The organism is Acetobacter pasteurianus (assembly GCF_009914215.2).
Taxonomy (GTDB): domain Bacteria; phylum Pseudomonadota; class Alphaproteobacteria; order Acetobacterales; family Acetobacteraceae; genus Acetobacter; species Acetobacter pasteurianus.
On sequence record NZ_CP039845.2, the window covers coordinates 336,423 to 349,988 of the forward strand.

A 13,566-nucleotide genomic window follows, 5' to 3' on the forward strand; every position below is an offset into this window, starting at 1 on the left:
GGCAACCAATCGGATCCGACACCGCACAAGAACTAAAGCCAGCCTCAAACACGCCCCGAGATCTGCTCGTATCTCTGGCACCATAAAAAAGATAGGCACCCTAATGCAGAGACAAGCCCCCCGACTAGCCCCCCGACTGCCAGATGCAGACGACATACAAGAAGAGGAAACAGACAAGAGAGGCGCCTTAAAATCCGCAGAAAACCAAGAGCGCCGGCGCGGTGCCCGCCCTCTTACGCCTACCACAGCCGATTAGCCAACTAAGACAACCAAGGCAAACCATCATGCCCCATCCGCGGCCTCATACCGCATCCAGACGGCAAATCATCAGCAGAAAGCCGCCAAACAGCCAAGGAAGAGAGACCACCTTAAAAGACGAGCACCCACCTGCCCGGCCGCTAACAACCTCGAACCGAAGCACAGCTCCGGCAAGGCGCCGCCACTCCTTAATTTGAAGCAGAAGAAATCACGGCGACCTTTTAAGACGAAAAGCCCTCTAGGCCCAATTCGAGACCAAGATCTATTCGACACCCGATAACCATCGCCGCCTGTACCAGCACGCTTCCCCCACATCGCACAATTGAACCCGCCAAAGTGGGTTACGAAATGAGCTTGGGCCACTCCTTAATAATTATGGGTCCATATGGGAACTGTTCCCCAACAAGTTTGGGTCACCACTCCTTAATTGATGCCATAAGGCTTTCAGGTGGCATGAAGGTCAGTCGTTGGCGTTGACATATAGGCGAGCTTAATGAATTGGGCGCCTTTAATTTTGATCAGTTGGCCTTGGGGGATGGATTTCTTCTATTCATATAGACATCTCAAAGGCCATTTCTGAATTAAACCTTGTCAGATTGTTGATGCCAAAAGAGATATCTTGTTATTATGGAGTGGCCTCAAATCTATGGATGATTGCAATGCTAATTGATATTTCGTCAGCTTATGGAATAGCGCGAAGATACGCCTTACACGCGAGCAATGAATACGATAAATGTAGACGAATAATTTATCAGAACTCCCAAGAAATTTTTATGTCATCCTGCAACGCGCAGACAGGGAATGCCAAGAAAGTGCGTGTAGGCATGATGAATGCAAGACTGAAATCCCTTCTCAATCAGCTACCTAACGATCCATCAATTGAAAAAAAATTCACCAGCAAATCAGGGCCTTCAAGTACATCTAATTATGGCGGCTTATCCATATTCGGATTCACAAGAAGGGAAATTTATCATCTGACTTCCCCAGGTGAACACAGACGCTCAACATCTTTCGTAATGGCCGGAGACTCATTTAGTCATTATGGAGGCAAGGTGTCGTATAGGGCTATGAACAGTCATGTTATAGTTGATCAATGTTGCCTCGCCCGGTGGTTTTCAAGGCGCCCAAAATCTGTCGAAGATATAGACATCTGCCAAGCAATCCATCACGCCGCCCCTCTTTTGTATGCCCTGCAATCGGTCGCATTTGAAACATTTAAAGAGCGTGAAGGCCCTAACATTCCAAATCGATCAGAGATTGATAAAAAAACAGAACCTGATCCTCCAAAAATAATTAAGCCTTTCGATTTTATGATTCCTGTGCCTGGAGGTGTTATCGCAGGAGGATCCGAAATCATCGCCACGACTGAAATTGGAAACGAATTGGAATGGCATCTTCGTCCTAGAAAAGATGTGCACGCCAGCATGGCAATTACGCCACGTGATCCGGGTGTATTGGCGCCAGTTGTTCGTATCAGGACTTTCCTGTCAGAAGACATGTTGTCAGACAGAATGATGGAAATTTGTCGTAAGTCAGTTGCATGGCTTCACGGAATAGATCAGGAAGCAATAAATAAATTACGCTCAGGAGATAACACATTCAAAATAGATGGCCATTCCATACATGATATTTTTAATATGATGAATGACTATATGACAATCTGGCGCAGGAGACTGCTAAATTCGGGACACTTCAATATCGATTTCCCTAAAACACATAAAAGCTGGTCGAACTATGTGGCTCCAGCAACCGACAAAAAAAGAATAGCGAGGCTGATAAAGATACCTGAAGCGGAAGTACAAATACCCCAGATATTTGCAAATTCAACGACGACTAAAAATGTTGATACTCATACGACATACTTCAAATATGATAAGATCGGAGATATCCAGAACCAGAATAGATCTTCGATGGATGATGTGGAAGCGGAGGGTCTGGAAAAAGCCTATTCCGACCTATCTGAGGGAATTGATAACTTCTTAGAAGACGGGGAAACTCTCTCTTCTTCAGGAATTATTATTCCACAGAACACAGATAGAACTGAACTGGCATGATTTATTTTAATGGAGGATACTTTTTCCCACTTTGTTCAAAATAGGGATAAAATTTCAGGTGCAAACCATGTTTGGTAAGATGCCATATACCAATTATTTTGCACCAACAATGATTCATATCATGTACTTTTCTTAGGAATATATATAGAATGGAATGGTCAGGTTTTGATCTTCAAGTCGTAGGGAGACCTCACAATTTCATTCCTGTAAAGGGATGTTATTGTGGGTGGAATATATAGGGTGGGAATACCATCCAATATATTCTTCAGTTTCCTTCCTCTTGGTGGTCAATGCATGGGTTAACAAAATTGAGAATGAGATAATGCTGTTTTCTATTGATGGTGAGACCAAACGGGTGGAAGTCTACCATCCAAAATCTATTCAGAAAAAAACGAAACTTGTGATCCATTCATACCTTGAGGCTACTGGTCTTGTTGGTATGGGTTTAAGGGTGATCCCGGTTATCGTTAAAGGCAAATGGCCGTTCGATAAACCGAAGAAACCTGGATCAATGTCTGGGAAATGGCGGCGTTTCCTAATGACCAAAGAAGATGGAACAGGCAACGACGATATCTACAATAACATTGTCAAACATCTTCCAACTCCTCCACCCACCCACTACGAAGAAATTATTATCTCATTCATTCCAGAGCAAATGCTCGAAGAATGCTCAGAAAAAGATTCATCCGAAATCGGGATGTTATCAGCCTGCTTTGATGTGGCTTCTTGGTTTTTAGACACACTACCAATCCCATCAGACCCCCATATCCTGAAAATTAACAGAAGAAGACTTCGGGCAATAACTTTAGGTGTATATGCTCGGCTTCTCATCTCACGGCTTTGGCAGGTAGGGGCTATTTCCAATGAAATGTATATCAAGCTAAGTGATGCAATTTCAGGGATTACCATCGAAAAAATGGCAATGCATTGGTACGCTGAAAATGCAGCCACATCGAATGAAAAATCTTCAGAAATCAATGATATTGTAAATCAATACCTCAAGGCTTTTCCAGGCATCCTGTCTGACCTTTTACGTGCCTTAGATAGCGTTGATCTTAGCGATAAAATTATTGATACAAATGATTCTGATGAGATGTTTTCTAAGGCGATAAATAAAGCGATCCCTATTATCTTCAGAGAAAAATAGACGCATCATCCCACAAAAATCCCGCCTGTCAGGCGGGATGCCCTCCTCGCTATCTAAACATCAATCCCCATAGTTCTAGCGAGCATGACCGGATCGACAGCCGTTCCATTGCCTTTGATGATACGTCCATCAACCCGACAAGTGTTCTTTTGGGATTTCAATGATGGGGCTTTCCCAGCATTCTTTCCTCTTCCCCGTATCAATCCAGCGGGGAGAGCAGAGGCCGAAATAGATCGCGGATCAGGAAAAGTAAACGACCACGTTACTTGACCTGGCTTTATGAAGCTGAGCCAGAAGTTTAACCCTTTTGCCACATTCTTCCATCTCGCACGAACGACCCCTTTATCATTCGAAAACAACTCAGGTGGACGCAGTGTACTGTTCACTTCGAAGTAAGTAAGAGCAGCAAGAGCGCTTTCATTGTTTGGCGCCATGTCGGTTGGTCCTAGCCCTTTACCACTCGCTAGACACCTAAGGTCTTTTGTCACGCTTTCCAGGCAAGAGCCGCAATTATCCTTTCTACTATAGCCTCCTTCCCCACTCCCTCCGCCACTTAATAAGCCATTAGAGGCATCTTTAGATCCGAAAATGATCATCGTGAGGGCCTCAGATGCATTTGAAGCTTCAGATACATCCTTGACGATCATTTTATGTTCGCCAGTGGTATTTCTGACCCTCTTCCCTGAACTATCAACTTCTGCCCAGATTAGATTGGCAACTATTGTAGAACCATCAAAATTTAATATTTCAATTCTAAATTCCCGCTTCCGACCTTGAGACATAGGTAAGCTAATCGTTGCTGGGGAAGGACCCTTTGTTAGACCTCTAAAATATTGCGCAACCATAGCGGCACAGGCCATTGATCTTCTCCCAGCGTTCAATGTGCGATGGTACTCTTTATTGCGTTCCACCAATCAATGTAGCAAACCGAAACAATTATCTAAGAATTTATCTTCGAAATCAGCGTCTAGATTTTTTGCACTTTTTGGAATGTCCCCTCTTTTTATTTTTTTTCTCCCAAGGAAATTGGAAATCCCGCTTCCTTCGGAATTGATCTTCATCGAGTAAGTCTTTGCAAAATAAGGGATAAGGAAATTCCTGGTCATTATCCCTGCTCATGAGCTCACTTTCTTTTTGAGATAATTCCAGCAATGCCTTATTCAGCATCCTCGAACGCAAAAAACACTCGGCATTAGTATATCCAAGAATTCCCACCCGGTCTTCCAGGGCATCAGACACTCGGATAGTTCTTTTAAAACTGTCAATGAACCAACTTGGGCAGGCCTCTGTCCGCAACACCTCCACCTGATCTGATTTGCCTGCTTGTGAGATCGCATCCAAGAATAAAACCTGATCTTCCGGCGTAATATCCCTCCAGACGGAGAGGTCTTCTGGCACTATGATGCAAATTCTCGCCTCTGCATGATGAGCAGATATTTTTTGAATTAACTCTAAGACTGATTTGAGATCTTCTTCAGTATATTTATTGGGTGTTTCTGTAGGTCTAGATATTTCAGTATGGAGAAATATGAAAATGCGATCATTACAGTCTGCCAGATAATCCATATTAACCTCACGATTACTCTTATAAGCAGGGGTTTCAGATGAGTTGTTAAGGAGAAAAAATCTAAGAAAAATGATTAGTGTTCGCTATCTTAAGTGCAGATGTAGGGTCTGTGAAAGGCTTTACACACCCGAAGCTGAATATGGTGTCATGAGGTTAGTTTGAATGTTGGGATGGTTTCTGGAGAAGATTTATGACCGCCGCCAAACCAAATACGACTTCTCAGCGATGGCAGCTAAAGAGATCTATGACAAAAAACTAATGGGTGCCGCTGCCTATCAAGCTTCAAGAGGTGATCCTATCGCTGCACGGAAACTAGCTCAGATCTACGCAGTGTCTTCCGCTTTTTTTCCAGCCTGTTTCTGGTTTAATCAAGCTATCGCCGGCGGGGACAATGAAAGCCTTCGTGACCTTGCAGAATTACATTTTGTATTTGCTTCACGTCCGTATGAAAAAAGGTTTCTCGATACCGAAATTCCAAATCTCGATAGAGCTCTATCATTAGCTGACCGCGGAGTTATCCATAAAGTCCATGGGTGCCTGTCACTCAAGGCTAAAATTCTTCAGAAAATAGCCAGACCAGGTAATACTACTGACGATACCCTTTTCCTTGAGGCCTGTTCTCTTGCTGCCCAGAATGAAGAAGATGACTGGGCTCGTATGGTAATGATCCTTGCCTGCAAGGCTTCGAAGGAGGTGGCCCTGCAAGGCAAAACAAAAGAGGACGCTATTGCCTATTGGCTGCAAAGGGGCGAACCTGCCCCTCTTTCCAGTGTATGTATGGCCAAGCTTATTCTCGCAGGATCTATAACCGGAGACCCCCTGCCTTACATGAAGTTTGCTGCCGAAAAAGGTAATTCGGACGGCCTTTATCTCTTCGGTAAGCATTTAATCCTTGTAGAGAAGGAAATCAGTAAAGGTGAAAGCCTCCTTAGAAAGTCGATAAGGCAGAACCATATAGAAGCTTCGGCATTTTTAGCTGATTTTAAGGCGTCTCAAACGAATGACCCAGCAAGCCAACTAGAAGCTGACACACTTTATAAGGAAGCTTCAGATAAAGGCCACTTAGGAGCTCGAACTATAATGGCAATCAGGGGGCTGATGGATCAATCTCGCGGCATTCCAAGGGATAAATGTCTGCAAATTATTCGTGAATGCTGTAAAAGAAATGTGCCCTCCGCCCTTCTCTTCGCCAAAAGACATGCATTGAAGGTCTAACTATCTAATTCAGATTGGACTTCAATTACGTTGGCATTCTCCGCCCCCCTGGAAGAGGTAGAGGGATGCCTTTGTTAAGACCACAAAATTGGTGAAACAGGAATTGTCCGGTGTCATACAAAACAGATCCTATTAACCCATTGCAAGCAGGTCACGATAAATTAGAAAGACATATCTCTGACCATGACCGGACCATCAGAAAGCAACTGAAGGATGAGCTCCTTTCTTCAGATGGAGCAGTCAGGCCGACCGAGGGTTCTATACCTGCTCTCTCTTCCCCTGAATATGAAAAGACGACCGGGCAGAAAAAATTCATCAATCCTGAAACTCTGGCAGATTACAGGCGCAGAACGCTTTCAAAGATCGACACATATAAGGTTGAGAATTGTATACCTCTCCCCACCCCTCTGGAATTAATTGACCCAGTTGACTTCACTCTTTGGATGATGGCCGGGAAAAAAGAATTACTCAGTGCGTCATGGCGCGTCTATCGCTGCGCACTCCAATATTTCCTTCAAGAATGGCCCCATGACAATACGCATAAGGCCCTGCAGATCATCGCATCTGACATTCACAACCGTGTCCACAATGTCGGGGAAAAAAACTCTACACGCAAAAAGAGAGATGGGACCGAAAAAACTTCCGCCGCATCCCCTAAGCGCGTGCCTTATAAAGACTATGAAACCCTCATCACTTATCTGAGGAGAGCAAGTCGCTCACGGATGGCCAATACCACTGCTGACTTTTTTGCGGCTGGTATTATGACAGCCTTACGTCCTGATGAGTGGAAAATGACTGAGGTATGCGTCGTTCAGAGCCCGTCCAGTCAGCCTATCCAGCAGCCACTGCCTCAACATACACCTCCCCCAGCATCCAAATCAGGCAGGAATCATAAGGTCTGGCTGCTCGTTATGAGTGCCAAAACGACAAATAATAGAGGCAACGGCATCGTTCGGACCTTAGACATTACCAATTTCTCTGATGCTCAAATCAATCTAATCCAGAGGGCATCTGAGACCGGCAGATCCTACCAAGAAAGAGGTGAGTTCAAACGGCTGAAAAACCAGATAAGCAATGTCCTTGAGTACGCTGTTAAGGTGCTATGGCCTGACACCTCTGCTGGAGAAGGTAAAAAAATCTCCAAAAAAAATTATTCGCTCTACTGTGCCCGGCATCAGGCCATTGCCAACTGGAAAATGGCCGGAATTCCTGAGACTGAGATATCAGCCATGGTCGGGCACGGTAACGCAGAGACCGCTGAGGAAAACTATGCTCGCAGAGCAGTAGGGTGGTCGGGGAAAAAGAGATTCCCTCTCCCCCATGGGGTGCCAGAAGAGATAGCGAGTGTAGAAAAAAGGATTGGTTACCATCAAGCTATGGCAATGAGGCGAAGACATGCTTTTATGCCGTCAAACAATGTGGGGGGGCCGAAGCTTTGAGATGCCACCCTAGCTTGCATATGCACATGTTAACATTCTTGGGAGAAGAATACACAGGAGACTCATAGGATGCACGCAAGCCGCGGCTACAAGCCCATGACCCATGATGAAATCGTAGAAGCAGGGAGAAAAACTTCCGCCTTGATCACTCAAGAATCACGAGATGCGTGGTCCTCTATTGGTGCATCTCCTGAATTGGAAGGAGAGCGGAGAGATACGGCGGAATGGGTTTACGAGAATTTTCGCTTCGAGGTTATCCCTGAAGGGGCCTCAGGATGGGAAAGCGAAGGCAATGAGTTGCGCCGAACAGTATTCCTACCCGATGGTGATGGAGATACGGTGAAAGGCTATTTTGGCATCCGCTTCCCCCCTGGAAGTTCAGACATAGCTGACACTTGGTCCTACGATCAGAACGGGATGGAAAATGGTACAGCCCGGCCAGACTGGTATGAGCGTCGGAATGAACTTGAGCCCGGCCAGTTTTTTAAGACATCTGATGGAAGCATCGTGCAACTGGAACGCCGAGTTCCAGGTGATGGCACTAAATGGTATGTGCAGAGCTGGTCAAGTGGCGGATGGTTGTGTGAAGATGCCACGATTGAGCCTGGGGACCTTGAAGATAAGATAGAGGATCCAGAGCAGGCACCATCGACGGAGTTAGAAGCTCCAGCACCCTGACCCGTTTTTCAGGCCTGCAAGCTCTGAACCTCTCAGCCCTGAGAGGATGCATTAAGGGTTATGGGGGGCCTGGCCGACAATACCACAGCGCCTTATATCCCCGCCATGAATGACGGGGCTTTACGGCGCATCCGGTAATCTTCTAAAAAAGCAGCCGCTACACGTCCGCATCTTTACCCAGCTTTCACGACACGCCCGACAACTTATCTCTGGCAATCTTCCACTCAGCGATAGATCTCTCCTGCTCAGCTATTTCGGCCCTTCTCTTCTCAATAATCTCGGCCGCACTCTCACACCGACGATCGAAATAAGCCCTAGCTGCACGAACAACAACATCCCGATCAACGGAAAAAAAATCGCGATCATAAATCAAGACGCCATCATGCGTCACGTTGGGGTAGCAAGGCTTCTCGCAGAATTTTTCGACAACGTCATGTCCCTCCAAAACATAAATTCGCACCGACTTCTCAAAAACATCTTCCGCCAGAATACACTCTAAAATTTCAGCCGGGTCAGCATTTGCAAGAGAGGGATAATTCTTGCGGAGAAAATCCGGGAAAGTCTGGGAGCACGAAACACATCCTGTATTCATATCTACTGAAGCAATATCACTTACAAAAGGAGAACCAATAATGATCCTCCCATTCCGCACACATACTTGATGCTTAATTCCAAAATACTGCTTAAACGTCTTCCACCCCATGTTCAATTCATCCTTCCCACCGATCCACCTTAGAAAACGGGAACATATAAGACACTACGATATTGACCTTTTTGTTATTGACCGTTTTCTCTACTAATTTCGGTAAGCCGTTAATCACCCCTCCGCCAAGTTTCAATTCGAGTTAAGAACTCTAAGACCGGCCTCTGTCAGTTCAGCTCGGTATTCCTCTCCATCCCTCACCCATTTGGCCAGATTCTGGGCCATAAGTTGGCCGACAACTGTAGGATGGACGATCGCATGTGTGTCCTTAGAAATGATCCTCCAGGAGCCATACCCAAATTTTGCCTGTCTCACTGTGCCGGCATGGATCTTCTGCAGATGATCTTTTCTCTTTGGAGTGATACGGAAACAACGCTCTGGATGTTGGGCCACCTTCATTTTTAAGTCTTTCAATTTAACTACTAAAGTTCACACACCAACACGACGGCTGCGGTTTACGTCACGTTGCTTGAAATTGAAAATCCAAGAATCAACTCGGATATACCCCTGGCACATCTGCCCAGGTCCCATCCTGAACTGCGCATTCATCAAAATGAATTGTAGGGTACTTCGTTCGAAGGTAGGTAGAAGATACAAATTCAACCTTGATAGAACGACCAGCAGGAAAATCAACAGTGGCGTAAGATCGAATATCACCACGATCATCAATAGACACATAAATCCACTGATAATGTCTGTTTTGGCTTAGCGGGGTATTGCCCCACTCTTGACCAGCTTTTCGTGCATTGCGACGAAGAGAGAGGCGATAACAATCATCTGCCTCAATCATCCGATCTTTCAGCAAATGCAGATCACTGTCCAGCATTGTTAAGATAGTATTGGGGCCTGAATTTTGTTGCCAGTTTTCCTTACGGAAGATGAAAACAGTAAGGTCACCACGAACCTCAGCTCTAACTCTGAATAATGTCCCGCCTCTTTTCTTCACATAGAAGAAGTATGACGACATGGCTTCGATGTTCACCAAGCCATCAATAGCAGCATTAGAAACGAATAAGGATGGGCCATTGTAACATTGCACCACGCGACCAGCCAATCTGCTCAATCCAGATTTAATAATGTCCAGAAATGATGAAGAACAAGCTGAGGCTTTCTGTTCAGGGGATTTGAGTAGAGACATTGTTTCAAACCTTATTTACGAACACGTGACCACAAGGAACATTTTCCGTATCTGGCACTGGTCAATTCGCCTTTGCGCTTTGCCTGCCGAAGATGACTTGTGACAAATTTCCTTGCCTGATCCCTTCCAAGCCCCATTTTCATTGCAATGGCTTCGATTTCATCTCTTGTGAGGGGATCATCTTTCAATGCCTTATCCAATTTGGACATGAATTCCTGAATAAAGCTCTCATCAACAATTACGGGCATAAATTTAATTCCTACGAATATATCAAGATCATTTGCGATTATTGTAAGGCCTATTGAGGCCACTCGCAAGCTCACAAAGGCTTATTAAGGCCTTTTGAATGGAATTAAATTACGTGATATCTAAGCAAACCTTCAAAGCGGTTTAAATTATAGGAAAAGGCTAAACTAAATATGTGTCATGCCTGCGTAATCCTTACCGACAAAAACCACACAGAAGCGGAAACGCAATACGAACTGGCCAAAGCTCTGAAAATGAGAGTTAAGGATTTGCCGTTACTTGAGGGGTACACTGAACGGTCACTTGTCGGCAACTCATGCCTTTGTCCGATTGATATGCACAAACTAGGTCAAATGCTCAAATTTGATGTCACTGCGCCTTACGAAAACAGTCAAAAAATGAATGATGAATGGATTTTTAGGCCTGCAAACAGGCAATAACGACCCACGTACCAAAATCCTTCGTTCACATTGCCCAAAAAGAGAATAATTGGAGACTGGATTTGTTCAAGCACGGAATAAAAACGGCAGAAATTTTAGAGTTTACCGTAGATCCAGCGATCATTGTTCATATCATTTACAACCAAGGAGGGAATGAGGCTAAAGCCATCCTAGAATTGGTAATGAACAGCATTGATGCTGGAGCCACATCCATTCGGATTGATTTTAATGAGCATGGTTTTACCTGCATAGATAACGGGAAAGGCTTCGCAAGCAGAGAGGAAATAGAAAAGCATTTCCAGAGATTCGGAACACCACACATTGTTGGTGATGCCAGATTTGGTCGCTACCGTCTTGGACGTGGGCAAATAATGGCTTTCGCCAAGACAAAATGGCGGACCCGGAACTGGGAGATGGTCGTAGATATTCCGACCACTGGCCTAGTCTTCTCATTGAGACCGGTGAAAGATAATTTCCCTGGATGCCACATTACCGGTGAGTGGTATGCTCACAAAGAGGAATGGGAAAGAAGGGAAATCCTCCGAGAGCTTAAAAAACAGCTCCGCTACCTTGATATGACCATAGAAATTAATGGTGTCAAAGTCGGCAAAGAACAATTTCGCGAACGATGGGATCACGAAGATGATTTGGCTTACTATCGGATCGAAGAGCGTTCTGGAGCAATGGATATCTTTAACATGGGGATATTCGTCAAGCATGAGCCTTCACGATTATGGGGCGCTGGCGGTGTCATCCTGAGCAAAAAAGCAATTGCTCTGAACACCTCCAGAACTGAGGTCATGCAGGAACTTTGTCCGGTATGGTCTTCCATCTCTGAAAAAATGGAAAGCCTAATAGAACAGGACGAAAGAACCAGACGAAAAAACATATGGACGGTTGAGCGGAAAGAAAGAGCTTTGTCCAAAATTTTGGACATTCATCCCGACACCCTGGAACTCTTTCGCGATGCTCCAGTCATCAGTTTAGTAGGACACTCCAAGGCTATCAGCATTGGGACTTTTCTTTTCGGAAGAAAATTCCTCTTGGGAACAAATCAAACGGATTACAAATTTAAGAAACTGGCAATTTGTGAGTCTCGTGCAGATCTTCCCGATGCCGAAACAGTCGCCGCCATGTATCCTGATATCGCAGTTATTCACCCATCAACGTTTTTAGAAGTTTTCGGTTCACACTCTTCATATGACTTCATGAGCATCCTGATGGACGCCCAGTTAGCGGCCTTTTCTAAGTCATCAAGTATTGGCGATCTATGCCACGAAAACTCTTACGCCTTAAGGATGCGTGGCAGTTATGACGTCAAGCAGAGGGAAATAGAATTAGCAGACTTCAGAACACTCTGTCGCACTATAGACAGGAGAACGCGCATTTTAAATCCCAGTCAGTGCCTGAAAGGCGAAGAACTGCGCGTCTGGGGCGCCTTCAAGTTACCTATTAAAAAATTCGCTGAGCGTGTCCGAATATTGATGGATCCGCTTAATGACCAAGGCGTTGAAATAATGATTGGGACATCCCAGTCGGCTGAAGCCTGGACAGATGGAGGATCGTGCGTTTTTCTTTCTGTAGATCTCGTAAAAAAGCTTTGTTCGAACCCAGTGCAACATGCACAAAGACTGTTCCAGATCGTTGAGCATGAAATGGTTCATAGTCATGGAGGTGGTGATCAGACCCTCAATGCCGAGCACGATTTTAACTTTTATAAACGGTTCCACGATATCACCCTAGCAGCGGCCCCTCTCCGGCAAACAATGATCCGCAAGGGACTAAAGGCCTATCGATACACTTTGAATATGCGCAGAGGTAAGATCGCCGATGATGGGTGGTACAGGCGGACATGCAGATATCGTGTGAAGCCTAAAAGCTGCGATCGAGAAGTGGCCCTTTTTTTAGATATTCTTGTTCTAAGGATGAGCCTGATTGGCGATTATGATCTGCCTCTAGGTAAGGATGCCTTGAAGGTAGACGAAGACATAATCAGTATTATCGAACAGCGATTTCGCTCAGAAACCTCTGCCACCCCGCCTCCAAAGTCAGCCGATGAAGTGCTGACCGAGGCCCTCTACCTTGCAGGCGTGCACTCTGGAAAAAATGCAAAGGAGCACGAAGATCCTGATTGGGGATATACTGCCGAGGCATTACGCTCTGCATTCGATAAACTGCTGGAGAACGCATGTTTCACCTGGCTTGCTCATCAGGCCTTAGCAGATATGAAAATAATGGAATTGTGTAAATCTGCCGTTTGGCACGGACGATCTCTATATCTGTCAGATTTGCACGATCAATACGGGGAAAAACTGACCGCAGAACAATTGGTGGATAATTTTAAGTCATGGCTTAATCGTAAATGCACAGTTGATAAGATGGCGCCAGCACAGTCGCCAGACCAATGGTGCATCGACCGTAACAAGTACGAGGAAGATCTCGGGGAGTCCTTGAAAAAATTACGACAGAAATTCGGAGAAGCTCCTCCCCCCCTCTCTGCAATCATCCCAGAGGCCAGAAATATGCTCTTTAGAGTTGATATCGCAGATTCAATGTTACGCTATCTGGCAAGACTAGCTTCAAAGAATGCTAACGATCGCAACTTGAACTAGAGGAGTGCGGATGGCACTCCTTCCGCTTTGGCGGAGGGAATTGACATTCCCCCCGGCCCTCTGGGCGGG

At 45.3% G+C, this 13,566-nt stretch carries 12 protein-coding genes; 7 read left to right on the forward strand and 5 right to left on the reverse strand.

Annotated features, from left to right (window positions below; genetic code table 11):
• The first annotated feature begins 917 nt into the window (after positions 1-917).
• Both FCN51_RS01515 and FCN51_RS01520 read left to right on the forward strand, forming a co-directional pair.
• Positions 918-2,312: a hypothetical protein gene (locus FCN51_RS01515; protein ID WP_236661133.1), complete on the forward strand. Its 1,395-nt coding sequence runs from the start codon at positions 918-920 to the stop codon at positions 2,310-2,312.
• A 322-nt stretch (positions 2,313-2,634) separates the two neighbouring features.
• Positions 2,635-3,459 (forward strand): hypothetical protein, encoded by an 825-nt coding sequence (locus tag FCN51_RS01520; RefSeq protein WP_160255863.1) that lies wholly within the window; start codon positions 2,635-2,637, stop codon positions 3,457-3,459.
• Between the two features lie 53 nt (positions 3,460-3,512).
• Here FCN51_RS01520 and FCN51_RS01525 read toward each other — a convergent pair whose 3' ends face one another.
• Positions 3,513-4,319 carry a hypothetical protein gene (locus tag FCN51_RS01525; RefSeq protein ID WP_160255864.1) on the reverse strand — a complete coding sequence of 269 codons (807 nt, stop codon included), beginning with the start codon at positions 4,317-4,319 and terminating at the stop codon, positions 3,513-3,515.
• A 100-nt stretch (positions 4,320-4,419) separates the two neighbouring features.
• The gene (locus FCN51_RS01530) at positions 4,420-5,025 is read right to left on the reverse strand and encodes a hypothetical protein (RefSeq protein WP_160255865.1); all 606 of its coding nucleotides are present in this window, start codon (positions 5,023-5,025) and stop codon (positions 4,420-4,422) included.
• A gap of 163 nt (positions 5,026-5,188) precedes the next feature.
• On the opposite strand from FCN51_RS01530, the gene FCN51_RS01535 reads away from it, so the two are divergent.
• From FCN51_RS01535 to FCN51_RS01545, 3 genes are all read left to right on the forward strand, one after another.
• Complete coding sequence (locus tag FCN51_RS01535) at positions 5,189-6,241, forward strand: SEL1-like repeat protein (protein ID WP_160255866.1); 1,053 nt, start codon at positions 5,189-5,191, stop codon at positions 6,239-6,241.
• A 110-nt stretch (positions 6,242-6,351) separates the two neighbouring features.
• Positions 6,352-7,680 carry a site-specific integrase gene (locus FCN51_RS01540; protein WP_124297528.1) on the forward strand — a complete coding sequence of 443 codons (1,329 nt, stop codon included), beginning with the start codon at positions 6,352-6,354 and terminating at the stop codon, positions 7,678-7,680.
• Between the two features lie 141 nt (positions 7,681-7,821).
• Positions 7,822-8,358, forward strand: a complete 537-nt coding sequence (locus FCN51_RS01545; RefSeq protein WP_160255867.1) for a hypothetical protein — start codon at positions 7,822-7,824, stop codon at positions 8,356-8,358.
• Between the two features lie 184 nt (positions 8,359-8,542).
• Here FCN51_RS01545 and FCN51_RS01550 read toward each other — a convergent pair whose 3' ends face one another.
• The 3 genes from FCN51_RS01550 to FCN51_RS01560 form a co-directional block, all read right to left on the reverse strand.
• Positions 8,543-9,061, reverse strand: coding sequence for a hypothetical protein (locus FCN51_RS01550; RefSeq protein WP_160255868.1), 519 nt, complete (start codon positions 9,059-9,061; stop codon positions 8,543-8,545).
• A gap of 490 nt (positions 9,062-9,551) precedes the next feature.
• On the reverse strand, positions 9,552-10,199 hold the full coding sequence (locus FCN51_RS01555; protein ID WP_160255869.1) for a hypothetical protein: 648 nt from the start codon (positions 10,197-10,199) through the stop codon (positions 9,552-9,554).
• 11 nt (positions 10,200-10,210) lie between these two features.
• Entirely contained in the window at positions 10,211-10,447 is a 237-nt protein-coding gene (locus FCN51_RS01560) for a hypothetical protein (protein WP_160255870.1), read from the reverse strand.
• A gap of 171 nt (positions 10,448-10,618) precedes the next feature.
• On the opposite strand from FCN51_RS01560, the gene FCN51_RS01565 reads away from it, so the two are divergent.
• Both FCN51_RS01565 and FCN51_RS01570 read left to right on the forward strand, forming a co-directional pair.
• Positions 10,619-10,885, forward strand: coding sequence for a hypothetical protein (locus FCN51_RS01565; RefSeq protein WP_124297829.1), 267 nt, complete (start codon positions 10,619-10,621; stop codon positions 10,883-10,885).
• A gap of 62 nt (positions 10,886-10,947) precedes the next feature.
• Positions 10,948-13,497 (forward strand): ATP-binding protein, encoded by a 2,550-nt coding sequence (locus tag FCN51_RS01570; protein WP_160255871.1) that lies wholly within the window; start codon positions 10,948-10,950, stop codon positions 13,495-13,497.
• Positions 13,498-13,566 lie beyond the last annotated feature (69 nt).